26 protein-coding genes, 1 tRNA gene and 1 pseudogene are annotated in these 24202 nt (G+C 63.6%); 5 read left to right on the top strand and 23 right to left on the bottom strand.

Annotated features, from left to right (window positions below):
* Positions 1-4: 4 nt before the first annotated feature.
* The 6 genes from DDA93_RS00475 to DDA93_RS00450 all read right to left on the bottom strand — a co-directional run bounded on the left by DDA93_RS00475 (position 5) and on the right by DDA93_RS00450 (position 6859).
* Positions 5-220, bottom strand: coding sequence for a ubiquitin-like protein Pup (locus DDA93_RS00475; RefSeq protein WP_019482710.1), 216 nt, complete (start codon positions 218-220; stop codon positions 5-7).
* 50 nt (positions 221-270) lie between these two features.
* The gene (gene dop / locus DDA93_RS00470; protein WP_083850895.1) at positions 271-1857 is read right to left on the bottom strand and encodes a depupylase/deamidase Dop; all 1587 of its coding nucleotides are present in this window, start codon (positions 1855-1857) and stop codon (positions 271-273) included.
* A gap of 65 nt (positions 1858-1922) precedes the next feature.
* On the bottom strand, positions 1923-3650 hold the full coding sequence (gene arc, locus DDA93_RS00465) for a proteasome ATPase (protein ID WP_347693136.1): 1728 nt from the start codon (positions 3648-3650) through the stop codon (positions 1923-1925).
* Between the two features lie 134 nt (positions 3651-3784).
* Positions 3785-4873 (bottom strand): tRNA (adenine-N1)-methyltransferase, encoded by a 1089-nt coding sequence (locus DDA93_RS00460; RefSeq protein ID WP_083850890.1) that lies wholly within the window; start codon positions 4871-4873, stop codon positions 3785-3787.
* A gap of 55 nt (positions 4874-4928) precedes the next feature.
* Complete coding sequence (locus tag DDA93_RS00455; RefSeq protein WP_116777804.1) at positions 4929-6086, bottom strand: site-2 protease family protein; 1158 nt, start codon at positions 6084-6086, stop codon at positions 4929-4931.
* Positions 6083-6859 (bottom strand): HAD family phosphatase, encoded by a 777-nt coding sequence (locus DDA93_RS00450; protein WP_116777803.1) that lies wholly within the window; start codon positions 6857-6859, stop codon positions 6083-6085. The genes DDA93_RS00455 and DDA93_RS00450 overlap by 4 nt, the downstream gene beginning before the upstream one ends.
* Before the next feature lie 137 nt (positions 6860-6996).
* On the opposite strand from DDA93_RS00450, the gene DDA93_RS00445 reads away from it, so the two are divergent.
* A complete protein-coding gene (locus DDA93_RS00445) occupies positions 6997-7851 on the top strand; it encodes a PAC2 family protein (RefSeq protein ID WP_237742118.1) in 855 nt (284 codons plus the stop codon).
* Between the two features lie 27 nt (positions 7852-7878).
* Here the strand turns inward: DDA93_RS00445 and mshC are convergent, their stop codons facing one another.
* Together mshC and DDA93_RS00435 are read right to left on the bottom strand one after the other, a co-directional pair.
* Positions 7879-9156 (bottom strand): cysteine--1-D-myo-inosityl 2-amino-2-deoxy-alpha-D-glucopyranoside ligase, encoded by a 1278-nt coding sequence (mshC, locus tag DDA93_RS00440; RefSeq protein ID WP_116777801.1) that lies wholly within the window; start codon positions 9154-9156, stop codon positions 7879-7881.
* Between the two features lie 72 nt (positions 9157-9228).
* Positions 9229-10053 (bottom strand): undecaprenyl-diphosphate phosphatase, encoded by an 825-nt coding sequence (locus tag DDA93_RS00435; protein ID WP_019482702.1) that lies wholly within the window; start codon positions 10051-10053, stop codon positions 9229-9231.
* Between the two features lie 74 nt (positions 10054-10127).
* Between DDA93_RS00435 and DDA93_RS00430 the strand changes: the two genes are divergently transcribed.
* Positions 10128-11066, top strand: coding sequence for an aldo/keto reductase (locus DDA93_RS00430; protein WP_116777800.1), 939 nt, complete (start codon positions 10128-10130; stop codon positions 11064-11066).
* Here the strand turns inward: DDA93_RS00430 and DDA93_RS00425 are convergent.
* Positions 11063-11296 carry a hypothetical protein gene (locus DDA93_RS00425; protein ID WP_116777799.1) on the bottom strand — a complete coding sequence of 78 codons (234 nt, stop codon included), beginning with the start codon at positions 11294-11296 and terminating at the stop codon, positions 11063-11065. The two genes, DDA93_RS00430 and DDA93_RS00425, sit on opposite strands and share 4 nt — an antisense overlap.
* Before the next feature lie 40 nt (positions 11297-11336).
* Here DDA93_RS00425 and DDA93_RS00420 point away from each other — a divergent pair, with 40 nt between their 5' ends.
* Positions 11337-11570 carry a DUF5703 family protein gene (locus DDA93_RS00420; protein ID WP_116777798.1) on the top strand — a complete coding sequence of 78 codons (234 nt, stop codon included), beginning with the start codon at positions 11337-11339 and terminating at the stop codon, positions 11568-11570.
* A gap of 12 nt (positions 11571-11582) precedes the next feature.
* Here DDA93_RS00420 and DDA93_RS00415 read toward each other — a convergent pair whose 3' ends face one another.
* Complete coding sequence (locus tag DDA93_RS00415) at positions 11583-12743, bottom strand: acyl-CoA dehydrogenase family protein (protein WP_116777797.1); 1161 nt, start codon at positions 12741-12743, stop codon at positions 11583-11585.
* 9 nt (positions 12744-12752) lie between these two features.
* The gene (locus DDA93_RS00410; protein WP_116777796.1) at positions 12753-14054 is read right to left on the bottom strand and encodes a M20/M25/M40 family metallo-hydrolase; all 1302 of its coding nucleotides are present in this window, start codon (positions 14052-14054) and stop codon (positions 12753-12755) included.
* A 153-nt stretch (positions 14055-14207) separates the two neighbouring features.
* Here DDA93_RS00410 and DDA93_RS00405 point away from each other — a divergent pair.
* Positions 14208-14290: transfer RNA gene (locus tag DDA93_RS00405), tRNA-Leu, on the top strand.
* A gap of 1001 nt (positions 14291-15291) precedes the next feature.
* On the opposite strand, the gene DDA93_RS00400 is transcribed toward DDA93_RS00405, so the two are convergent.
* The 11 genes and pseudogenes from DDA93_RS00400 to DDA93_RS00355 form a co-directional block, all read right to left on the bottom strand.
* Positions 15292-15708, bottom strand: a complete 417-nt coding sequence (locus DDA93_RS00400) for a hypothetical protein (RefSeq protein WP_116777795.1) — start codon at positions 15706-15708, stop codon at positions 15292-15294.
* 853 nt (positions 15709-16561) lie between these two features.
* Complete coding sequence (locus tag DDA93_RS16565; protein WP_243400462.1) at positions 16562-16720, bottom strand: DUF4913 domain-containing protein; 159 nt, start codon at positions 16718-16720, stop codon at positions 16562-16564.
* 13 nt (positions 16721-16733) lie between these two features.
* Positions 16734-17141, bottom strand: coding sequence for a hypothetical protein (locus tag DDA93_RS16260; protein ID WP_207771300.1), 408 nt, complete (start codon positions 17139-17141; stop codon positions 16734-16736).
* A 103-nt stretch (positions 17142-17244) separates the two neighbouring features.
* Positions 17245-17559 (bottom strand): annotated as a pseudogene (locus DDA93_RS00385) (ATP/GTP-binding protein); the annotation flags it as partial.
* A complete protein-coding gene (locus tag DDA93_RS16255; RefSeq protein WP_165802536.1) occupies positions 17535-17900 on the bottom strand; it encodes a hypothetical protein in 366 nt (121 codons plus the stop codon). The gene DDA93_RS16255 and the pseudogene DDA93_RS00385, both read right to left, overlap by 25 nt.
* A gap of 528 nt (positions 17901-18428) precedes the next feature.
* A complete protein-coding gene (locus DDA93_RS00380; protein ID WP_133185375.1) occupies positions 18429-18716 on the bottom strand; it encodes a hypothetical protein in 288 nt (95 codons plus the stop codon).
* Between the two features lie 241 nt (positions 18717-18957).
* Entirely contained in the window at positions 18958-19359 is a 402-nt protein-coding gene (locus tag DDA93_RS00375) for a DUF805 domain-containing protein (RefSeq protein WP_243400461.1), read from the bottom strand.
* A 271-nt stretch (positions 19360-19630) separates the two neighbouring features.
* Entirely contained in the window at positions 19631-20053 is a 423-nt protein-coding gene (gene arfB / locus DDA93_RS00370; protein WP_116777790.1) for an alternative ribosome rescue aminoacyl-tRNA hydrolase ArfB, read from the bottom strand.
* A 12-nt stretch (positions 20054-20065) separates the two neighbouring features.
* The gene (locus DDA93_RS00365; RefSeq protein WP_019482694.1) at positions 20066-20833 is read right to left on the bottom strand and encodes an SCO1664 family protein; all 768 of its coding nucleotides are present in this window, start codon (positions 20831-20833) and stop codon (positions 20066-20068) included.
* On the bottom strand, positions 20833-21399 hold the full coding sequence (locus tag DDA93_RS00360) for a DUF3090 domain-containing protein (protein WP_116777789.1): 567 nt from the start codon (positions 21397-21399) through the stop codon (positions 20833-20835). Before DDA93_RS00360 ends, DDA93_RS00365 begins: the two co-directional genes overlap by 1 nt.
* Positions 21400-21408: 9 nt before the next feature.
* Entirely contained in the window at positions 21409-22116 is a 708-nt protein-coding gene (locus DDA93_RS00355; protein ID WP_024476513.1) for an MSMEG_4193 family putative phosphomutase, read from the bottom strand.
* Positions 22117-22450: 334 nt separating this feature from the next.
* Between DDA93_RS00355 and DDA93_RS00350 the strand changes: the two genes are divergently transcribed.
* Entirely contained in the window at positions 22451-22753 is a 303-nt protein-coding gene (locus DDA93_RS00350) for a DUF4193 domain-containing protein (protein ID WP_019482691.1), read from the top strand.
* Between the two features lie 121 nt (positions 22754-22874).
* Here DDA93_RS00350 and DDA93_RS00345 read toward each other — a convergent pair whose 3' ends face one another.
* Positions 22875-24107: an aminotransferase class V-fold PLP-dependent enzyme gene (locus tag DDA93_RS00345; protein WP_116777788.1), complete on the bottom strand. Its 1233-nt coding sequence runs from the start codon at positions 24105-24107 to the stop codon at positions 22875-22877.
* Between the last annotated feature and the right edge of the window lie 95 nt (positions 24108-24202).

The raw sequence follows: 24202 nt of genomic DNA, 5'->3' as shown, positions 1-24202 counted from the left end.
AAGGTTACTGGCCGCCCTTCTGGACAAAGCCGCGGACAAATTCTTCGGCGTTGGATTCGAGCACTCCGTCGATTTCGTCCAGCAGATCATCGACCCCCTGGGTCTGTGCAGTGGGTGCGCCGCCCTCGGGTGCTCCGCCGGTGTCCGGGGCCGGAGTGTCCTGCTGTTCGTCCTGCTGTTCGGGCCGTGACCCGGTATTCCTGCGGTCCTGTGTAGCCATGGCTGGCACCTTTCATTGCTGAGGATGTGATGCGCAAAACCTAGTGATGTCTATGGTGCCATGTTGGATTGGGGCCTGCTCAAAAGCCGCGCAACAAATTCTTCGGCGTCGGCCGATGCAGCGAACAACTCTTTGGTGAGGGCAGCTGTTCCCCGCAGGGGCTCACGGGTCTGGATTCGTTGCAGCCGACGCTGGGACGGCAACTCGAAGATGATTGAGTCCCAGCTGGCGCCGACCACTTCGCGGGGAAAACTGCTGATGCAGCGGCCACGGAAGTAGGCCCGGGTGTCTTCGGGCGGGTGGGACACGGCGGCGTTCACCTGCTCATCGGTTACCAACCGGTCAATCTGGCCGCGGGCGCTGAGCCGGTGGTAGATGCTTTTCTCTGGCCGGAGGTCGGAGTACTGCAGGTCCACCAGGGCCAGACGGGGGTCATCCCAGGCCATTCCGTCGCGGCTGCGATACGCCTCAAGCACTTTGAGCTTTGCCACCCAGTCAAGTTGGTGTGCGGCGTCGAAGGGGTCCCGGCGCAGTGTATCGATGAGGGCGCCCCAGCGTTGCAACACGTCGGCGCTCTGCGGATCGGTTCCACCCTGCCGGTCCGATTCCGTCAGGCAGGCGTCGAGGTAGATTTCCTGCAGGTCCAGGGCGGTCACCGACCGGCCGTCTGCCAGCCTGATGCGGTGACTCAGCGTGGGGTCGTGGCTGACCGCCTGCAGCTCCCGGACCGGGTCCTGGATCTCGGGAATCGGCGCGTTGTCCCTGTCGATCAGGGACAACACCAGGGAGGTGGTTCCCATCTTCAGATAGTTCGAAATTTCGCTCAGATTGGCGTCGCCGATGATTACATGGAGCCGCCGGTACTTTTCGGCGACCGCATGAGGCTCGTCCCGGGTGTTGATGATGGGTCGGCGGACGGTCGTTTCCAGGCCGATCTCGTTCTCGAAAAAGTCGGCACGTTGGCTGAGCTGGAACCCGGGTGACTGATGGGAGGCGCCGATTCCTACCCGGCCTGAGCCACAGATTGTCTGGCGGGAGACGAAGAACGGAATCAGCACCGCTGCGATGTGGTTGAAGGGCACGCTGCGGGGCACCAGATAATTTTCATGCGACCCGTAGGACACGCTCTTGTTGTCGGTGTTGTTTTTATACAGGTTGACTGGAGCGAAGCCCGGGGTGGCGGCGATCCGGCGCATGGCTGCCAGCGCCACGGAGTCGCCGGCCCGGTCCCACAGGACGGCGTCCAGCGGGTTGGTCACCTCGGGCGAGGAATATTCGGGATGGGCGTGATCGACGTACAGCCGTGCCCCGTTGTTGAGGACCAGGTTCATCAGGACTGCCGAGTCCAGCGGGCCGACGTCGTCGAGCGCCGCATCGACCAGGGCAACCTGCTCGGCCGTGAGGATCGGCGGACTGTCGGTCAGCTGGGATGGATCGGCTGCGTGCCGGGCCTGTTGCCACCCGCGGGCGTCAGCCAGGGGTGCCTCATCCGTGTAGTCCCAGCGGGTGCCCGCGAGGTTGCCGAGACCCTCCCGCAGGGTCGCCGCGTAGGCGTTCACCACCTGGGACGACAGGACTGTGGCGTTGGCGTCCGGAATCGACGGCGCGATGATTCCGTACTCGGTTTCGGTGCCCATCACGCGGTGGGCAGAAAACCGTTCGGGGTCGAGGACTGACGGATCGGCGTGGTGTCCGGCTGGTGTCACAGATACTGTCCGGTATTGGGCGTGGTTTCGATGGTCTTCCCCGGCTCCTGCCCAGCCTTGCCCTGCACGATGGTGCGGATATAGGTGATCCGCTCCCCCTTCTTGCCGGAAATCCGGGCCCAGTCATCGGGGTTCGTGGTATTGGGGAGATCCTCATGTTCACGGAACTCGTCGACGACGGCCCGGAGGAAATGCTCAATGCGCAGGCCCTTCTGGCCGTCCAGGAGCAGATCCTTGATGGCGTACTTCTTGGCCCGGTCCACCACGTTCTGGATGACAGCGCCGGAGTTGAAGTCCTTGAAGTAGAGCATTTCGGTGTCACCGTTTGCGTAGGTGACCTCGAGGTATTCGTTGGACTTTTCGGTGGAGTACATTTTTTCGACCGTGCGCCGGATGATTGCCTGCACGGTTGCTGCGCGGCTGCCGCTGTACTCGTTGAGGTCGTCGTCGTGCAGTGGCAGGTTCTCGGTGATGTACTTGCCGAAAATCTCGGCTGCACCCTCGGCGTCGGGGCGGTGGATCTTGATCTTCACGTCCAGCCGGCCGGGCCTGAGGATGGCCGGGTCGATCATGTCTTCCCGGTTGGAGGCACCAATCACGATGACGTTCTCAAGCTTTTCGACGCCGTCGATCTCACTGAGGAGCTGAGGAACGATAGTCGTTTCAACGTCCGAGGAGACGCCGGTACCCCGCGTCCGGAACAGGGAATCCATCTCATCGAAGAACACCACCACCGGGCTGCCGTCCGAAGCCTTCTCGCGGGCCCGGGCGAAGATCAGCCGGATGTGGCGCTCGGTCTCCCCCACATACTTATCCAGCAGCTCGGGTCCCTTAATGTTGAGGAAGTAGCTGCGCGTCTCGGTGGACCCGGTGCGTTCAATGGCACGCGCCGCGAGAGAGTTCGCGACGGCCTTGGCGATCAGGGTCTTACCGCAACCGGGCGGACCGTAGAGCAGGATGCCTTTGGGTGCCTTCAAACCGTGTTCCCGGTAGAGGTCAGGGTGCAGGAACGGAAGCTCGACGGCGTCGCGAATCTGCTCGATCTGCGGCCCGAGCCCCCCGATGTCCTCGTACGCGATGTCCGGGACCTCTTCGAGCACCAGGTTCTCAACCTCACTGCGCGGGACCTTTTCGAGTGCGTAGCCGGACCGGTTGTCGACCGAGAGCGCATCACCAACACGGATCCGCTCGGACTGGAGCGGACCGTTGAGCCTGACCACCCGCTCCTCATCCGCCCGCCCGATAACCAGGGCGCGGTCGGAGCCCAGGAGTTCCTTGACGGTCACCAGCTCGCCGGAGCGTTCGAACCCCAGCCCCGCGATGATGGTCAGGGATTCGTTGAGCAGTACTTCCTGGCCGGGCATCAGTTGCGCCAGATTGACCAACGGGCTGATCGCGACCCGCAGCTTCCTACCGGACTGCAGAATGTCAGCACTGTCCTGGGACGCGGCGGACGCCGCGTCGCCGGGCCGCAGCGCATTGAGTTCGATGATGGTGCCGAAACTGAACGGGGTGGCGCCTTCGTTCTCGAGGGCCCCCTTGAGCCTGACAATTTCGGCACGCGCCGCCTCCAGGGCGGCAACCAGCTTGGTGTTGTTCTGGGCCGCAGACGACAACTGCCGGTCAATGTTGCGCAGCCGGTCCCGCAGGACGTTCAGTTGCCGTTGAGTCGCAGCGAGCTGGCTCGCCCCCGCCCCGGCCTCGGGCGGGGCGGCAGCGGACAGTTCCGGAGGGTCTACGTTCTCGAAGTCAGCCATGCGTATCGCCCACCTTCAGTGCTCGATTAATGCTCTCATTCGACCATAGCGCAGTGAGCCGGGTTATTCCTGATAGTCGCCGCCCCGGGTAGCATTCGGCCCTAGCTTTCTGTCGGCCCGTCCGCCTCACGGGCAGCGTCCGCGATCTGGTCACGACGGGCCTGCGCCTCGTCAGCGGGTAGCGCGCCGCGCTGGATCGTTGAGCTCGCATCGCGGGCCACCCGGCGCAGACGCTTGTCCGAAACCTCACGCTCACCCACAGCCTGGGGTGTCCAGGCGTTCAGATCCTCTGCGCTGAAATCCGTTTTCGAGGGGCGCCGCTTGGTCGTCAGACCGGTGACCCCGTGAGCCAACCGGCGGGTGATCAGGAGGAAGCCGGTGTGCGCGACCATGCGGTGGTCGGGTCGGACGGCGAGCCCTTCCAGGTGCCAGCCACGGACCATCGATTCCCAGGCGTCCGGTTCGGTGAAACGCCCATCAGCCCGGATGGCTTCGGCGGTGCGGGACAGCTGCGTCACCGTTGCAACATAGTTGATCCACACCCCGCCCGGCGCCAGGACGGTGGCTACCGCGTCGAGGCATTCCCAGGGTGCGAGCATGTCAAGAACCACCCGATCAACGCTGCCGGGTTCCTCCTGCTCGACCACCTGCTCCTGAAAATCGCCCAGGGTGATTTTCCAGGCCGGATGGGGCCCACCAAAAATGGTCTCGACGTTTCCCTGCGCAATGTCAGCGAATTCGGCCCGCCGTTCAAAAGAATGCAGGTAACCGGCGTCGCCGACGGCGCGGAGCAGCGAGATGGAGAGGGCACCGGAGCCAACCCCGGCTTCCACCACTCGCGCACCCGGATAGATATCGGCCATGGTGATGATCTGGCCGGCATCCTTGGGATAGACCACTGCTGCGCCGCGGGGCATGGAGAGCACGAAGTCCGACAGAAGCGGGCGCAGCGCCTGATACAGCTGGCCGCTGGTGTTGGTGAGAACAGTCCCTTCCAGGGAACCGATCAGCCCATCGTGGAGCAGGAACCCCTTGTGGGTGTGAAACGCGCCGCCGGGGGTCAGCGTGATGGTGTTCATGCGGCCCTTCTCGTCGGTCAGCTGCACACGCTCCCCTGCACGGAAAGGGCCTCGGCGGACGGCTGCACCATGGGGAGGGTGTTCCGCGGGGGTGCTTCCGGGGGTGTTCATCAACGATCGTCCTTAGCTATTGGGGGTAGAGCACGCACACGTCGGTGGCGGCAGGTCAAGAATTTTGGCCAGGGAAGGGTTTGCCGGTGATCGCCGACACCACCGTCGACTGGTGGAGCAGGCCGGTGACCCGTCCCATCCGGTCGATGACCGCGTATTCGCTGCCGGGCAGCTTGGCCAGGAACTGCACCAGTTCCTGGCCAACGGCTGCTTCCGGCACGTAGGCCCCGGGAGAGAGTGCCCGGGCCACCGCATTGATCGGTGTGGTCTCGGCCGCATCGTCCGGGACGCTGAGCAGGGCGCCGGTATCGACTACTGCTTCGGGTTGTCCGCCCGCACCGGTCAGGACAATCGCCGCCCCCGGGTTGTCCCGGACGAGTTTCCTGACCGTGTGCACGGTGGTTCCGGCCGGGATGCTGAAGGCTGGCTGCTTCAACCGGCCAGCACTGATCGCCGGGAGGCGGAGCCGCATCTGGGCGTTATTGATGGCCGCCGTCGCACCCATCCAAAGGAACGCGCCCATCACCGCTGCGATGATGACCACCATCAGGTCGGGCGTCCCTCCGGCCAGCAAGGGAAGTCCGAGGACGGCAACCACGAGCAGGATCACAATGACGCGGCCAGCCCAGCCCGCCGCCACGGTGCCCTTGTCCTGGTTGCCGGTAGCCTTCCAGACAGCAGATTCAACAATTCGTCCGCCGTCGAGGGGCAGGCCCGGCAGCACGTTGAACACGGCCACCAACAGGTTTGCCCACACGAAAATGTCAGCGAGCAGGCGGCCTACCGACTGGGGTTCAAAGAGTGGGACCGCCAACCAGCCAGCGAGGGCGAGGAGAAAGTTCGCCGCCGGGCCGGCCAGCGCCACGATCAGCGAGCGGCCCGGGCTGGCGTTGAAGTTTTCGAACTGGGTGTGCCCGCCCCAGAGGTTGAGCACAATGCGCGTGGTCGGCCAGCCGAAGACCCGGGCTGACAGCGCGTGGGCGAGCTCGTGGACCAGCACTGACGCGGCGAGCAGCAGCGCGTACCCGAGGGCCACGCCGTAGGCTCCGGCCCCGATCCCGGGAAAGGCGCGGGCCACCTGCGGGCCGAAGACCACCACCACAAACAGGGCGATGACGAACCAGGACCAGGCCAGAACGATGGGAATCCCCCAAAGCCGCCCCAGGGAAATTCCCTCCCGCCGCTGCAGCCCAGGAGCCTCGGGTGAGGTCACCGCGAGGCCGACTCTGCCGGGACGGCTGGCTCGGTGAGCGACGCCGCGTGGTCGAGGACCAGCCGGTTGAGGTCAGCCACGGATTTCTGCCTCAGGGTGGGCCATTGATACCAGCCCCGATCGGTCGGGAGCGGCATCATGTGGGGTACGGTCAGCGTCACCAGCCCGGCGGCTCCAGCCGACGTCGCGCCCGGAAGGGAGTCCTCGATCGCGACCACCCGGTGCTTGGATAGCGTGCCCCTCGATCCGTCGAGGGAGTCAAACCCCAGCTGGTAGGCCTCCGGATCGGGTTTTCCCCGCCGCACCATGTCCCCGGTGACCAGGAACTCGAACGTCCCAGCCGGCAGCTGACTTGCCACCTCAGCGGCGAGGGGCCCCTCGGACATGGTGACCATGGCGCACGGAATCTGTTGCGCCTTCAGCTCGGCCAGCAGCTCGACGGCTCCTGGTCGCCAGGGCGCAGCTTCGGCGACCCGGGTCTGGACCTCGGTGGTCAGGTGGTCGATGATCTCGCGGATTTCCAGCTCAACGCCGGCCTGTTGCAGGACCCCCGCCGAGAAGGACAGCGCCTGCCCCACCAGGGCTTCGGCGTCGGCGGTGGACCAGGTGCCGCCATGCTTCGCGACCAGATCCTTTTCGGCCTGGATCCAGTACGGCTCGGTATCGACGATGGTCCCGTCCATGTCCCAGAGGACTGCCTGGAGGCCGTCGTCGTCGTCGTGGGTGGCGTGCCCGGAAATGGACGCAACTGTACTGGGATCGGAATTAGCCATACCCCCAGTCTACGGGGAGGCTAATGCCCGGCGGCCGCTTTGGCTCTGCGCGAAGGTGCAGTCAATAGCTGCCAACACCGCGCGGGGAGGTTTAGGGTGAAGTGGTGAGTACCTTTGATGAGAGCGTCCAGCCCGGAATTCGTGGCCTTTTCCAGGACAGTGGTTCCCCCGACCGGCGGGTGACGATCATGCTTGCCGCCTTCGAGGGGTGGAATGACGCCGGCGAAGCGGCCAGCGACGCGCTGAAATTCATGGGCAGGTACTGGGGCAGCGAGAAGGTTGCCAGCATCGACGCTGACGAGTTCTACGATTTCCAGTTCACCCGCCCGGTGGTTAGCCGGAACGCCCAGGGCCGGCGCAAAATCAAGTGGCCCACCACACGGATCAGCAAGGCCCCGGTCCCCGAGACGAACGTGGACCTCATCCTGGTGCACGGTGTGGAACCGTCCTATAAGTGGCGTGCGTACACAGCCGAACTGATTGCCTCGGCCAAAGAACTCAATGTTGACTGCATCATCCTGGTGGGGGCTCTGCTCGCGGATGTGCCGCACACCCGGCCCATCCCGGTCACGGTCACCTCGGATGATGATCTGGTGCGGGAGAACCTCGACATTGAACCGTCCACCTATGAGGGTCCAATCGGGATAGTCGGAGTGCTCAGTGAGGTGGGCTTGCTGGCCGACATTCCGACGCTGTCACTGTGGGCGGCCGTACCGCACTATGTGGGGCAGTCCCCGTCCCCCAAGGCGCAGCTTGCCCTGCTCAACCGGCTCGAAGAGATGCTGCACCTGTCCCTGGACATGCACGTGCTGGTCGAAGAGTCTGAGGCGTGGGAGCGCGGTGTTGACGAGCTGGCTATCGAAGACCCCGAGGTGGCCGCCTATGTGCGGCAACTGGAAGAAGCCAAGGACACCGCCGACCTGCCCGAGGCGAGCGGGGAATCGATTGCCCGGGAGTTCGAGCGGTACCTGAAAAAGCGTCGCAAGGACTGAGCTAGGGTCCGGGCGGAGGACCCCTCTCTAGCGGGTCAGCCTGATGCCGAGCAGCGCATCCAGTGCGTCGACGACGCCGGCGGCACCGTCAGCTGTCCCGCCGGAGATGGGTGCTTCGGCGGCCCAACGGTCCACAGCTGCCACCCCCGCGGGGGCGTCGAGGTCGTTGGCCAGCGCTGCACGGAGTTCAGCGGTCAGTGCGGCAGCCGATTCCTCAGTCGCCGATCCCAGTGCAAGCCGCCAGCTGGACAGCTGGTCCTGGGCACGGGGAATCACCTTGTCGGTCCATGACCAGTCCGACCTGTAATGGTGGTTGAGAATGGCCAGCCTGATCGCGGCCGGATCCACGCCGTCCCTGCGCAGGGACGACACCAGCACCAGGTTGCCGCGGGACTTGCTCATTTTCTCGCCGTCCAGGCCGACCATCCCGGCGTGCGAGTAATGCCTGGCCAGAGGCGTGCCGGTTGCTGCCTCCGCGTGGGCTGCGCTCATCTCATGGTGGGGGAATACCAGGTCAGAGCCGCCTGCCTGCACGGTGAACGGCAGTTCGAGGAACCGCTGCGCAATCACTGCACATTCGATGTGCCAGCCGGGACGGCCCCTGCCGAGGGTGTTGCCGTCCCAGTCAGGCTCGCCGGCCCGAGCCACCCGCCACAGCAGGGGGTCCATCGGATGCTTCTTCCCGGGGCGGGCAGGGTCCCCGCCGCGTTCGGCGAAGAGCCCGGTCATCTCCTCCTGGCCGAGGTGGGAAACGGCGCCCAGGAACCAGGCCTCCGGCCCTGTCAGCGATGCGGACGCTGCATCCACCGAGAAGTAAATGTCGCCGTCGGGCTCCGCCCCGTCGCCGGCGACGGGGTACGCGATGCCGCGTTCCAGCAGTGATTCGATCACCGGGACAATCCACTCGATCGATTCGACCGCCCCAATGTAGTGGTCCGGGGGGATCACGTTGAGCTCGTACATGTCCTCGCGGAACAGATCCGTCTGCTGCGTGGCGAGATCAGTCCAGTCCACCCCCGTGGCGGCCGCCCGCTCCAGCAGCGGGTCGTCGATGTCGGTGACGTTCTGGACATAGTTCACGACGGCGCTTGAGTCACGCCAGAGGCGGTTCAGGAGGTCGAATGCCACATAGGTCGCGGCGTGGCCCATATGGGTGGCGTCGTAGGGTGTAATCCCGCAGACGTAGAGGCCATGCCGGGAGTCCGTCGGCAGCGTAACGTACTGCTGCTGCTTGGTGTCATACAGGCCGATATCGGCGCTTTCGCCGGGCAGGACAGGAATAGGTCGAGAGTTCCACGCAATCACACTTCTACAATACGTTCCTTGCAGCGGTGACCCGACCAGCGATCCGCCCCAGACGTTCTGCTGACAGGGGAATCAGGGGTTGATGATGCCGAATCCGAGGAGCAGGAACAGGGCCAGGCCCAGCAGGATGCGGTACCAGACGAAGAGGCCGTAGCTGCGGGTGGAGACGAACTTCAGGAACCAGCCAATGATGATGAACCCGACCACGAAGGCGATACCGGTGGCCAGTGCCGTCTCCCCCAGCCCGTAGGGGCCCGGCTCGCCGATGCTCTTGAACAACTGGAAAAAGCCACTGGCAAACACGGCAGGAATGGCCAGCAGGAACGAATAGCGTGCTGCGGCTTCGCGGTTGTACCCCATGAAAAGGCCGGCGGTGATGGTGCCGCCCGACCGGGAGACGCCCGGGATGAGGGCCAGCGCCTGGGCGAAGCCGTAGAAGATGCCGTGCCGGTACGTCAACTGGTCCAGGGACCGGTTCTGCTTTCCGACGGCGTCCGCCACCGCCAGGATGAGCCCAAACACGATCAACATGGTGGCGGTCAGCCACATGCTGCGCAGGGTGCTCTCGATCTGGTCCTGGAAGAGCAGCCCCAGCACACCGATCGGGAGGCTGCCGAGGATCACGAGCCAACCCATCCTCACATCCGGGTCGCTGGTGGGTACTTTCCCGACGAGCGACCCACTCCAGGCCCGAATGATCCTGACAATGTCGCGCCAGAAAAACACCACCACGGCGGTTTCAGTGCCAAGTTGGGTGATCGCCGTGAACGCGGCGCCTGGGTCCTGGGCGTTCGGTAGAAACTCGCCGACAATCCGGAGGTGGGCGCTTGAGGAGATGGGCAGGAATTCCGTCAGGCCCTGCACCAGGCCCAGGATGGCAGCTTCGATCCAATTCACAAGTAAGACCTTAGAGTACTCAGCCGTCAACCTCCGGTAGGCGACAGCCCTCCCCGAGGCTTTAGGCTTACCGTATGCAGTGGCAAAACGTGGGTAGCAGCGGTCTGACGGTATCCCGTGTGGGATTGGGCACAATGACCTGGGGGCAGGACGCGGATGAGGAGACGGCACGGGAACAGCTTCGTCTGTTCACCGAGGCCGGCGGCACCCTGGTGGGGACCGCCGCCCGCTACTCGGATGGCCGGGCGGAGGCGATGCTCGGGGACCTGATCGGCGATACCGTCGCCCGGTCCGAGCTGGTTCTTGCCGTCCAGGGTGGGTCGGCACGCCAGCACGGCGGGGTGCGGCGCGCTGACGGGTCCCGGAAGGGACTCCTCGATTCCCTTGATGCTTCCCTGGCTCGGCTGGGAACCGACCACGTGGACCTGTGGCTGGCCCCGGCCCGCCTTGATGCCGTTCCGTTGGATGAGACCCTCGGGGCACTGGAACTGGCCTACCGGACGGGGCGGGCCCGCTACGTGGGCGTCTCCAACCAAGCGGGTTGGGAACTTGCCCTCGCCTCGGCCACAGCTGGTTTCCCGTTGACGGCGCACGAGGCTGAATACTCGCTGCTGAACCGCACCGTGGAACGGGAGGCGACACCTGCCGCGGAGGCCCTCGGGGTGGGCCTGGTGGCGTGGGCGCCACTGGGTCGTGGGGTCCTGACCGGAAAGTACCGGGGTCAGACCCCGGCGGATTCGCGGGCGGCATCGGACCTCTGGGCGCCCTACGTGGAGCCGTATCTCACGGGACGGCCGCAGCGGATCACCGAGGCACTGGTCACCGCCGCCAAAGGCCTGGACCTGGCGCCACTGGAAGTGGCGCTGCGGTGGGTACTGCACCGGCCGACGGTGGCTGCCGCGATGACCGGTGCGCGGACCAGCCACCAGCTCAAGGATGTCCTGTCAGCGGGGCAGGACCCGCTCCCCGCGCAAATCTCCGCGGTGCTCGACGAAGTGTCGGCCCAGTCCTAGGACTCGTCGGATTCGTCGTCGTCGTCGCCGTCTTCATAGATGACCAGCGGCGTCACTTCCCCGTGGGCGTCGTAGAGGACTTCCTCATAGGTGTCGAAGGCGTCGGCGATGGCCAGGTAGGCGGCCTCAACGGCCGGATCCTCGTCCCCGCGCCGGGATGCGGCAGCGTTAAGATGCTCCTCAAGCGCCGAAACCAGGGTTTGGAGCGCGACACGCGGATCAATACTCATGGGTAGACGTTATCGGTAAAGTGATCAAAATTGGAGGGAAATGCGAGAACAATTTCTGAACGCAGCCACGGCGCCCCGGCGAGACGTCGAACGCCGGTACGAGTATCTGGTGTTGACCGTCAACGCGGGCGAACCGGTGAACGCCGCCCGTCAGGCGCTGACCGAACACGCCGAGTACGGCAAATGGGAACTGGAACGCAGTTGCATCTACATCGGTGGCGGACGCCGGTACTGGATGCGGCGCAAGGTCCTCCGGGTGGAACGCACGGCCTAGGAGCCGGAGGCCCTAACTGTCCCCCTGCGGACCCAACCAGGCGGTCGCTACCGTGCGGTGAGCCGACTCGGTGGACGACGGATGGTACTGGCCCGCCAACACGTCACGGTGGAGCCTGCCGATTTCGCTACCAGCCTGGTAGCCGCGCCCGCCGGCAAGGTGCATTGCCGCGTCGTTGACCTGCCGGGCCACGGTGGTGGCCCGCAGCTTGAGGCCCACCAGCTTGGCGAACCACTGGCTCCCATGATCTGCACCCTCGTCCAGGTCCCGCGCCACAGACCGTAGCTGGGCATCGAGTGAGTCGAGGGCCATTGCGGCATCGGCGATCTGCCAGCGCACCTCGGGCGTCTGCGACAGGGCCACGCCGTCGCGACCGGTGGCGCGCTGCCGGGCCGAGTCGATGGCAAGGGTCAGCGACCGGTCGCCAATCCCCGTGTACACCGCTGACAGCAGCGTCTCGAAGACCCCGAAGATGGCGAAGACGAGGGGGTCTGCGTTGGGGCCGACCGGGAGGTGCCTGAAGATCCGTTCGGCGGGTACGACGACGTCGTCCAGCCGGGTGGTGTGTGACTGGCTGGCCCGCATGCCCATGGTGTCCCAGTCCTCGACCGTGTGGACCCCTGCGGTCCCCCGGGTCACGATTCCGTGCACCAGCTCCCCGGCGCCGTCGGGTGTGGTGGCCTTGCCAAAAATCCCGAGCCGCGTCCACGCGGGTGCGAGGCTGGTGAAGATTTTGGTTCCAGTGAACGAGTACCCGCCGTCGGCCTGTGGTGTGGCGGTGGTGAAGGAGTCGAACAGGACGGCGTCGTTGCCCGGCTCGGAGAGTCCGAAGGCGTACAGCTCCCCTTGGGTGGCCTCCTGCAGGACGAAACCCAGGGAGTGGTCCCCCAGGCGTTGCAGCATCAGGGCCACCCCGGTCCAGACCAGGTGCATGTTGATGGCCAGGGCGGTGGCGGGTGCCGCGGACGCCAGCCGCCGTTGGCACGCGGCAACCGCTGCGACACCCAACCCCCGGCCGCCGTCGTTCACGGGTGCCATCAACGCGAGATAGCCGATGGCTTGGAGATCGGCCAGATCCGCGTGGAAGAACTCGTTCCGTGCGTCGTAGCCGGCGGCCCGCTCCCGGAACGTGTCCAGGAGTCGGTCCGGGAGGATTTCCTCGGGGGTGTCCATGGACGCTGCCTAGTAGGTGGTGAGCAGGCGGTGGAGCACCTTGGAACCAAACTTGAGCGACTCGGTGGGTACCCGCTCGTCGACGCCGTGGAACATGCCGGTGAAGTCGAGTTCGTCGGGCAGCTGCAGCGGGGCGAACCCGTAGCCGGTGATGCCGAGGCGGCTTAGCGACTTGTTGTCGGTGCCGCCGGACAGCGTGTACGGCAGGACCTTCGCGCCGGGGTCCTGGCTATGCAGGGCGTCGATCATGGAGTCCACCAGGTTGCCGGCGAATGGCACCTCAAGCGAAACGTCCTTGTGGTCGTAGGTGACGTCGACGCCGTCGCCTGCGAGCTCCTTGATGGTGGCGAGGACCTGTTCCTCCTGGCCGGGCAGGGTGCGGACGTCGATCAGGGCTTCGGCGGTGCCCGGGATGACGTTGTGCTTGTAGCCGCTCTTGAGCACCGTGGGGTTGGAGGTGTTTTGCAGGGTGGCTCCGACGAAGCGGGCCACGGTGCCGAGTTCGGCGAGGAGCGTCTCGGGGTTGTCAGGATCGAATTCGACGCCGGTGAGTTCGGTCACACCGTCGAGGAACTGGCGGGTGGTGGGGGTCAGCTCAATCGGCCACTGGTACTCCCCCACCCTTGTGACGGCGCGGGCCAGCCGGGTGACGGCGTTGTCGGTGTTGATCTGCGAGCCGTGACCGGCGCGGCCGTGGGCTACCAGACGGAGCCAGGAAATGCCCTTTTCCGCAGTCTGCAGCAGGTAGGTGCGCTGACCGCCGATGTTCGCTGAGAAGCCGCCAACCTCGGAGATAGCTTCGGTGGCTCCCTCGAAGAGGCCCGGCTGGGTGTCGACCAGCCAGGATGCCCCGTATTTACCGCCGGCCTCCTCATCGGCGAAGAAACCGAAGATCAGGTCGCGCTTGGGCTGGATTTTCTCGCGCTGCATGTTGCGGACGACCGAGAGAATCATGGCGTCCATGTCTTTCATGTCCACTGCACCGCGGCCCCAGATCAGGCCATCCTTTTCCTCGCCGCTGAACGGATCGACTGTCCAGTCCTCTTTCTGGGCGGGGACGACGTCGAGGTGGCCATGCACCACCAGTGCGGGCAGGGAGGGATCAGAGCCGGGCATCCGGGCAATTACGGAGGCCCGGCCCGGTTCGGACTCGAAAATCTGGGTGCCAAGGCCCACTTCCTCGATCAGGCCCGCCGTGTACTCAGCAGCCGCTCGTTCGCCGGGGCCCACGTTGTCACCATAGTTGGAGGTGTCGATGCGGATGAGTTCCTGGCAGATGCGGACAACTTCGTCTTCGGGCTTGATATTCATCGTGCGGGCCTCCTGGTGGCGAATGAGCTGTGTCACCAGCCTAACCACTTTGTCTGGAGGGTCCCGCGAGCAGCGGATTAAACTCTTGGGCCTTGATCGTGTTAGAGTTTTTTTCGCTGCTTCCGAGGTTTAGAGCTACGGAAAACATCACCTGCGCGGGTGGCGGAATGGCAGACGCGCTAGCTTGAGGTGCTAGTCCTCTAACGAGGGTGGGGGTTCAAGTCCCCCTCCGCGCACTGTGAAAAAACCCCGGTCCGCCGGGGTTTTTTTATGCCCTCGACCAGACGGGCCCTGTATTCGACCACGCGAGTTGGTTATCTCCGACGGCCATCGGCAAAGTGGACGCATAGTAATCAGCATGACCAACATCGAAAGACGTCTTCGCAAAGACGGATCCACCGCACATCTCCTACGCTGGGTCGACAAGAAGTCCGGCAAGCGGACGCAAGCACCACCATCGACCGTTACTCTCACCTGTTGCCGGAGGGCGTTTCAGACACTGCAGCGGTGATGAACCGAGCTTTCGTCTGATCACCGGTGGTAGCCGATCACTAATCAAACCCGCCCCGATGGGCTAGTTGATAAGAACCGATCGGCAGCGTTAGCGGAGGACTGGTTGGGGCTGGGTCCTAGCTAAGCCGGACGATGAGGCGGAGCCGAGGCGGAGCGAAGCGGTGAAAGTACATGGCGGGTCATACCGTTTCCCATGCGCTGATAGTGCGATCGCTGCGTTGCTAGCTGTGTTGGTAGTCCAAAGCGGTGACCGCGAAGATGTATTCGATGCCTTCGGTCGTGTCAGCCCGTGCGTTGAATCCCAGGAAATAGCCGGGTTCAGGCGCTACAGGAGATCGACGGGCTGAAGCGAACATGGGTCGAAGGAGCTAAACGGAAGGACGACCGGGCCGCCAATTACTGCGTGCAGTTGGATCGGGACCAGGGATTCAAGGCGAACCTTGTCCGGCGGTCTTTCGTAGCGTTGTTTGAAGACCAGTACATGTAGAGCGTCTATATCTACAGATTTAATTTCCATAATTCTGTAATGGTCATCTGTTCCCGACGGATCCGTTCGGTCTCCTTCCCAGAAAAAACAAAATAGGTCGCCTTCGTGTGAATTGATGTTCTTCCCTCCGATGCCAGGTCTGACAAAGAGACCGCCCAAGCGTTTAGAATAAAGTCTTAACGGCAAACCGTCCGGTCTCAAGAAATATGTATCAAGACCGGACGCTCTACTGCTGTTCTAGCCGGCAGGAACGCCTAGTTTTTGATACCCGGCCTCCCCGAAACCACGCTTTTGGTGAGCCCTAATTACTCGTTCAGCAGCATAATCGCCCCCAACCACCATCGAGACGAGGCGAACAGCTTCATCCGCCGAAACCGTCTCGGAGACAAAGGCTGCATCCAGAGCAGGGTGGTCTAGATGAGCAGGATCAGGACGTTTGGGTAGTTGCTTGCCGCTCGCCCGATCAAGTATTGCGCTAAGAACTAGGTTCAAAACAACGCGGTCCTCTCCATGAAGCATCAGCCGACTGATCTCGGCGTCAAAAGGCTCATCCTCCTGGTACTGGACACAGAGGACCAGCGTATGGAGGCGGTCCTCCAATGCCGCAACTCGTGCTTCGAGTGAGGCTATTTGCTGTTCCTTAGAGTTTTGCATTGGGCTTTCCTTGCTTCTTAGAAGTGCTAATAGGAGAAGAGATCGCCAATTCTTAGAGAAGGATCCACATGACCCCTTCAACTGCGTTAGCAATGACGTTAGCGGTTCCGTGGCCTAGGAATCCCTTCAAACCGTTGTAAACATGTCCGCGGACGGCGTGAGTAGCAAGGTCGGGAAGGTCAGCTACATCGTCGATGACGTCTGCGATACGTCCTGAGTTCTTCCGCAGTGCTGACTTTGCGCCGCTATCTAGCCAGTTGCCGGCCAGATTAATGAAAGTGTTCGATCCGCCTCTGACTGTGCCGGCAACGCCGCGAAGCGCTTGCTTTACCAGCCAAGACTTCACGCCTTGCGTCTCTGCATTCCCTCCGCCCCCGAACCGTGGACTTCCAGGAGCCACTAGATTCGTTGGGATTTGAGCTTTCGCTTCAGTTATTGAAACCGTAGTAGTTGCCGCTGGGCTGGCGTGAGCTGGTCCCGCAAGGAACCCAGCGCTCAGTGTCGCAAACATTGCTATTGCAGCAGTCGCTGAAGCACGACGATTCAGAGTTTTCAAAGTTTTCTCCCCATAACAGTGCCCTCATTTTTGAGTGCTTGATCTGATAATTCACAGGTTAATGTTCTAAATCTTGACCGTCGATCTTTTCGTCAGAGTATTGACGTGTGGTCGAACACCGTTTATACATACTTGCGTTATTTGGGGATGGCAAAGTTCTCTTGGTTCCGGCTTCGCTCCGCTGCACGAGTTTACGGGAACCTGGAAGGTGGAGTTCGCCAAAAATCGCCATGCCTATTGCTTGCCAGGATCTTCACAGTAGTGAGCGGCGGCGGTGTGTTCTTTGCTGCTCGCGGGTCATGCGCTGACGAATAAGCCGGCGGGTGCAGGTGCGCAGGGCAGCGGGTCGAGCCGTGGATTGTGACCCTTTTCCGGTGTGCACCCTTTGAATGGCCCGTCAGTGGAGAGCAGGATCGGCATGTGGTGGTCAGCGTGTTCACGCCACCACGAGCTCATGCCCGTTTTTCCGTCACGGCGCAGATGCTCCCACGCCCGCGTTGCCGCGCTTGACTGTTTTTGCTCTGCTTGGCTTCCCGGCGATTGCCTCGGTGGGTGGTGTGGCTTGGTCACGGTCGGCCACTATCCGGGCGTTGATGGTTTCGGCGTCTGCTTTGCCGTCCAGTGATGAAGCGAAAGCTTGCCGGCGTTCCTCGCTGTCGTACAGTGGGGCGGCTTGCTTCGCTGCGGCGTTCTCGGCTTCGACCTCTGCGGCTCGGTTGCGGTCCTCTCTGCCAGCAGCTCCCATCACCACGCCTGCCTCTATGCCGTCATTGTTCCCGGCGGTGCGCTGCCGGTCTGCTTCGGCCCTGTCCCGTTCTGCGCGGGCTAGTGCTTCGCTGACTGCGTTCGGGTCCGCTCCGGGGCTGTTCACGTCCACGCCGTAGCGTCCCTGCACTTCGCGGCGGATACGCTCGGCGGCTTCCTGAGCTGAGGGGTCAATGTCTTTCCATGCGGTGGCCGTCTCTTCCTCAGGTTCACGTTTCCTCCTGCCGGGAGAGCGGAATCGCTTTGGTCAGCAACGCCATTTCAGAGGCCGGTAGGCCACCACAGATGACCATGCCCGAGCGCTCCACAAACCCTTGCGCCTTCATTCGATCTTCTTCCGCAGGCAGAGCCAGCAGGTCACTCATCGTGTGCGAGATCATCACCTGACCCACACCGACAGAGCGGTTCAGCCGGGTTAGCGCGTCAACCCGGTCCACCATGCCTTTACCGGCCCGCAGCGCCCGCCACAGCTCATCGAGGACCACGAAGTAATGACGGCGCGGCTCTAGCCCAACGTCAGCCAGAGCGTTGAGACCTTGATTTGTTGTGGGGCGCCGCAACTGAAGTTTTGCAGCACACCCCCACTATCAACGGGATGGTAGGTAAAAGTGACATCCTTCGTGCCACGACACTGGAGGTGGGCAGTGTACTCACCAACAGGAAGCTCGGTGCCCTCCCACCCGATCCGGTTGAGCGTCCCGGCATCGCCTTCACCTGCAATAATCACCGCCGTCGGGTCAAGCCCCAGATCAAGAGGCTCCGCCTGGAGGTCAGCAGCCGCCGAAGCCGAGGCGACTACCTCCGCTGTGTCCAGCGATTCCTCACCAACGGCATCGGTAAAAGCTTGGCCTACTCCGCAGGAGCTCAGCATGAGTGCCGCTATGATCGAGGTCGCGGCGTGTGTCGGTCGTCCCGTTGTGATCCCCCATCACCCGATTTCGCTCAACAGTATCCCTTCAGGTCAAGCAGTGGTCAGACGTGCCCGCGGAATCCCTGGGCGTCTCGACCATGTACATGTCTGCAGCAGTCCATCTCAAGGTCGACACACCCACACTCACAACGGCATTCGATGCCCTACCCGCTTAAACAGGCGGGTCATGCAGCTGGTCCAAGGTGGCGCCGCTTAGGACGGGCAAAGCATCCGTCAAATAATGGCCACAGCGGTGATGTTGCCCGAGGATTTCGCCGTCGCCGGATTCATTCTCCAGAGCGCCGGGGAATAGCGTTGGGGCTGCCTAGGGCTCTGAGCTATCTAGGGCGACCCCTTGCTGTTCCGGCTCCCGGAGCGGCCTCGTGAAGTAGACAGCGGCAAGGGACGCGACCGGTAGTAGTAGCATCCACCAGATTGCCGCCACACGTGAGTCGGCCAAGGACACCCCCATGACCAGGCTGAATGCTGCTACCGGTCCCGCCGCACCGCCGAAGGCGCCGCCGCGGCACGAAGCTTAGGGGCTTTGGCTGCAGCCAGGGCGTGCAGTCCGATGGCCGGCGCAGCTGCCGAAGCTGCCACCACCAAGCCCATGAAGAACCCGTACACTGGCGCCCAGATGGAAGCTGTGACTGCCAGCGGAGACGGATTGAGCCACCCCGCTACAGCGAAGATGAGCACAATTACGGCTCCTATGATTCCGCCGGCGAGCACCATCTTAAAGAACGCACCTGACAGTGGAGTCGTGTTTTCCCTCATCATCTGACCCTACGTTGCTGGTCGCAGCGGCGATAGAGCCCGGGAGACGGTTGCCGGCCCTGAACTGGTCACATGGCTGGGCGCTGTGCCCCGCTGCCGCACACCAGAGGGCATGACCGAGAGACGCACAGCGACCTCCGTGGGGTTCATGTATTCAGTCTGTAGCTGCGACTCGGGCATCGCGTCATCCTTCTGGCACCGCGGGTGTCATCGAGGCGGACGCAGAACTGCTCAAGCCAGGCTAGGAGCGGATCGCTCCATCATCTGAAGGTTGCTCATCGTACCGACGACCTTCCGCGTTCGGGCCGAGGATCAGCAGAAAGAGCAGCACCAGCTGACCAACAACCGGTATTGCGACTGTCAATAGTAGCCATCCACTTTCGTTGGCGTCGTGAAGTCGACGGACACCCAAGGCAATGCTTGGGATGGCTGTGGCCACTATCCAGAGCAGGAATAACGCGTACCCGATGGCAACAACTGGTTCGGCAGTGAGGTGCCCGAATGATGGATAAACACGGCCGCCAGAGGTCATCAATAGGTTCAGGAGGCTGCACACAATTCCTGAGACGAGAACCCACCACCAAAATTCGCTGCGGCTGGCCCGCCCCGATGTCGTGGCGTACTTTTTGAAGAAGCGCTGCACTGCAACCCTCGGTGATGCCCCGTAGTGCGGCAGAAAGAGCGGCGGGTCGGGCACAGCTAGGGCCGGAGTAGGTGCAGTCATTTGTTCCCCCAGGAAGTGATGCAATCGGTGGGTCCACTATACGGCTGTGGTCGACTCCCTCCGCCGCGGGCCAGGGGTTCATGAACCAGGTTGATCCAGTTACTAGCACGCACCTGCGCAGCGTCGGCTGACCGGGACCTCGCGCGGACGAGGGTTCCAGGGCAACGACCAGCCAGGGGCCACCACCGCCCTAGTCGGCGGTCGGGCGCTGCCGGTTTCGTTTCGTGGCCGACCGCTGTTGCTTCGCGGCGAGATGCCGCCGGGCGGAGCCGCGCGTGGGCCTGGTCGGACGCCGTGGTTTCGGGTCGGGGGCCAGTCCCCCGGTGACCAGATCGGCGAGTTTGCGCAGCGCCGTGTCGCGGTTGCGCAGCTGAGAACGCTGCTCGGAGGCGGCGACAGTGACCGTTCCGGCAACGATGTGGCGGCTGAGTCGGTGCAGGAGCATCATGCGCTGCTCGTCGGAGAGGACCGTCGAGTCCGCAATATTCCAGAACAACTCGACCCGGCTGTCGGAGGTATTCACGTGCTGCCCGCCCGGCCCGGATGATCTGGAAAAGCGCCAGCCGAGTTCCCGCTCGGGAATGACGAGCTTCGCTGACACCTCAAGATCCATCGCGGCACATCCCTAAAACAGCGGCCAGGGTACCGCCGACATCTCACCGCTCGGCGCCGGAAAACGCCCGTCCGCCCGCAGCTTGTCGCAGCGTGCGGCCAGCGAAGCGATTTCCTCCGCGCTGAGCAGGTCCGCCAGGGCGCCCCCAAGGTCACCGGTCAGCCCCACACTGACACGGTCAATACCGTCGAGCTCATCCGCGGTCAGGGGGTCGCCCAGCCATCCCCACAGCACCGTGCGCAGCTTGTGGTCGCTGTGGAAGGTGAGCCCATGGTCGACCCCGTGCCGGTGTCCGTCGCCCATCGCGAGTATGTGGTCACCTTTGCGGTCGGCGTTGTTGACGACGACGTCGAACACTGCCATCCGCCGCAATGCCGGCGTGTCCTCGTGAAGGAGGGCGACCATCCGACCGTTTTCGTCCTGACCCTTCAACACCTGCTTCCAGCCAGTCTCGGGCACCCGGTGGGAGGGGACGAGGTCCACGGGGTTCTGCTCCGGGTCCTGCTCCTGCCAGAGTTGCACCATTCCTTTGCCCAGCGGACCCTCACGCAGCCAGGTGAAGGGCACGACGTTCCAGCCGAACGACTGCGAGACCAGGTACGCGGCGACCTCCCGGTGTGCGAGGGTTCCGCCGGGAAAATCCCAGAGCGGATGCTCCCCCGCGATGGGTTTATAGACGACCGCCTCGGTGCCGATACTGCCCAGGAACGTGGCGTTCGACGCTGTCGTGATGCGACCGGTAAGCGTCAGCTCGGCCGTCGCAAGGTCAGGCGTCGGCATCAGGCCTCAGGAGGGGTGCAGGTGTGCCCATCGATGTCGACCGGTTCCCCGCACAGTGGGCAGGTGGGGCGGCCAGCGTCGACAATCTCGCGGGTGCGTTTCGCGAATGCGCGGGCGGTACCGACCGGCATCCGGACCAGTAGCATTTCGGACACCTCGACCCCTTCTGCACCGATCGACTCATCAACGGCGTCGCCGTCGTCCTCAGTATCAATCTCGGTGATCGGGTAGGCCTCGATGACCAGCTGAACTGTCGATGGGTCCCAACCGAGAGTCAGGGCCCCGGTGCGGAACTGCTCTTCCACGGGTTCGAGCTGGTCATTGTCGACCAGTTCAATGGGAGTGCTCGCAGGAATGCTGAACGGGTTGCCCTCCAGGGTGATGAGCTGGTCGAGAATCTCGTCAATCTTCTCGGCAAGCTGGGCCGACTGCTGCTTTTCCAGGGCGATGCTGACGATCTGCGCCCCGGCACGTACCTGGAGATAGAACGTGCGCGACCCCGGAGCGCCGATCGTTCCGACAACAACTCGATCAGGCCAGGTGAACTCATGAACTTTAGTAGGCATACAGCTATTTTAGGTGATTGAGGTTCGTGGGGGCTGCGGTCCCGCGCCGCCGCCGACCGGTGCATCAGCCGCGTGGACCGTTGTCGACAACCAGGACAGATCCCCGGCATCGGTGTTGGTGGCATAGACGCTCGGCCGGCTTGTGCCGTACCGCACAATCGATACGGAGGCCGGCCCCACATTGATGCGCTGGAACAGGTCCAGGTGCATCCCGAGTGCGTCAGCGAGGATCGACTTGATGATGTCACCGTGGCTCACCGCCACCCACACCGCACCTGCCCCGTGCTCGGCCTCGAAGGCCGCATCGTGGCGGCGAATCGCGGCTACGGACCGGGCCTGCATTGCTGCCATGGATTCACCGCCGGGAAAGGTCACCGCTGACGGCTGGGCTTGCACAACGGTCCACAGGTCTTCGGTCGCAAGGTCGCTGAGGGTGCGTCCCTGCCATTGGCCGTAATCACATTCGGTCAGATCGGGGTCGATGGGAGTGAGCGGGTTGCCTAGTTGACGATCGAGGATGAACTGGGCGGTCTGCTGACACCGCTCGAGTGGGCTGGATACCACGCCGACGACCGGGACGGCCGCCAGACGGTCACCCGTCAGGGCTGCCTGGTCACGTCCGACCTGGTCCAGGTTCACGCCGACGGTCCGCCCGGCGAGGAGTCCGGCGGCATTCGCTGTGGTGCGGCCGTGCCGCACGAGGATAACTGTGGCCATCTCTTTAGAGTAACGAACCCGGTGGTGCATCCCGGCCCGGAAACTGCCGTCCGGCACAGCCTTGCCGGTTTCTTCCGGCGGTTCTGTGCCGGACGGCAGTTGCTGCGGGAAGGTAGGGGTGAGGCGGACCGACCGGGTGAGGTGGGCCCAACCGGGTGCGTCCGGCCCGATCAGCCGCGCGATTGCGCTACTGAGTGTCGTCCCTGCTACCTTGTCCCTTGACAATCGGGGAACTTAATCTGTATCCCACACGCTGTTAGCGTAAGCCGCCACTTTCCGCTGGCGCTCCCTGTACTCTGATTGATCACACAACTGAAGGAGAAGCACCGCCCGCATGGCAACTGACTACGACGAACCACGCGTCAGGCCCGAAGACCAGCCTGTCAATGAATCGCTTGAGGCGATTCAGGCTCAACGCAGCGCCACCACCCAGTCGTCCACGATCGACACCGATGAAAGCGACACCGCTGAGGGCTTCGATCTTCCAGGTGCCGTCCTTGAGGAAGAACTCCTTATTTCGGTGATCCCCGAACGGGAAGACGAATTCACCTGCATGTCCTGCTTCCTGGTGAAGCACCGCACACAGCTCGCACGCGAGAAGAACGGCGACAAGTACTGCGCCGAGTGTGAGGGTTAGCCGACAACGAAGCGGCCGATAGGCTCAGAACCGCCGCTTGCACCCGGCAAACCTTGCTGCGGCGGCCGCTTCTGGGTGAAGCCGGGACGGAATGCCGAGAAGTCAGCTTCTTCGCCGGGGTTTAGGCGGGAGGCAGGCTTTCGGCGATCCGCTGGATTCCGAGGTAGGTCTCCTCGAACGACGTCGACAGCGGCGAGAGTCCCAGCCGGATACCCGCGGGGTTGCGGTAGTCCGGGATGACCCCCTTCGCCCACAGCTCGGGGATCAGGTCCTTGAAGCCGGGGTGGTCGATGGTGATGTGGCTCCCGCGCTGTCCCGGGTCGCGCGGAGAGGTGACGACGACGCCGTGCTCCCCCATCAGCGCGTCCACCGCTTCCACCGCAAACGAGGTCAGCGACACGGATTTGGCGCGGACTGCGTCCATGCCCACCTCGGCAATCAGTCCGAGCATGTCCTGCATTGCCAGCATTCCGATGATGGGCGGGGTGCCCGAGATGATCCGCCTGATCCCCGGGGCGGGTTCGAAGTCCGAGCCCATGCCAAAGGGGTCGGCGCTGCCGAGCCACCCCTGGATCGGCTGCTGAAAATCCTCCAGATGCCGCTGGGCCACATAAGCCCAGGCTGGAGCGCCGGGACCGCCGTTGAGGTACTTGTAGCTGCACCCCGTTGCATAGTCCACGTTCCATCGGTCCAGCTCGGCGGGCACCGAGCCGACGGAGTGGCTCAAATCCCACAGGACCAGTGCGCCGGCGTCGTGCACCACCTCGGTGATCGCGGGGACGTCGGCCAGGTGCCCTGAGCGGTAAGCGACGTGGCTGAGTACCACCAACGCTGTTTGTGGGCCGACGGCTGCCGCGACGTCGGCGGGGGTAGCACCGCCGTCGTACTGGAGTTCCACCCAGCGCAGCTGGAGTCCCCGCTCGGCGGCGATACCCTCCATGATGAAACGGTCAGTGGGAAAATTGTCCCGGTCAATGACGATCTCGGTGCGTCCGGGCCGGGCGGCGACCGCTGCACGGGCAAGTTTGTACAGCAACACACTGGTCGAATCGGCGACCGTGCACTGGCCTGCCGCGGCACCAATCGCCACCCGCCCAATCAGGTCACCTACCTGCTCCGGCAGGTCCAGCCAGCCTTCATCCCAGCCCCGGATGAGCCTGCCTGCCCACTGCTCGCGGACAAAGGACTCAAGCCGTCCCAGCGTGTCAGTCAGTGGCCGGCCCAGCGAGTTGCCGTCCAGATAGGCAACAACGTCGGGATCGTCATGACCCTCGAACCTGGACCGGTAACTGGACAGGGGGTCCGCGGCGTCGAGGGCGCGGGCACGGGTAAGCAGGGGTACGTTCTCGCTCATGATCACAGTTTAGGCCCGAACAACAGACGCCCAACGCCAGCTGCCCTCCCCACCGGTGAGTGGGAAGGGCAGCTGGTGCCGCATGGGCAGGACCT

Source organism: Arthrobacter sp. Bz4, from assembly GCF_003075455.1.
Classification (GTDB): domain Bacteria; phylum Actinomycetota; class Actinomycetes; order Actinomycetales; family Micrococcaceae; genus Arthrobacter_D.
Note: the sequence above shows the minus strand (reverse complement) of the source record. Positions and strands in the feature narration are given on the sequence as shown.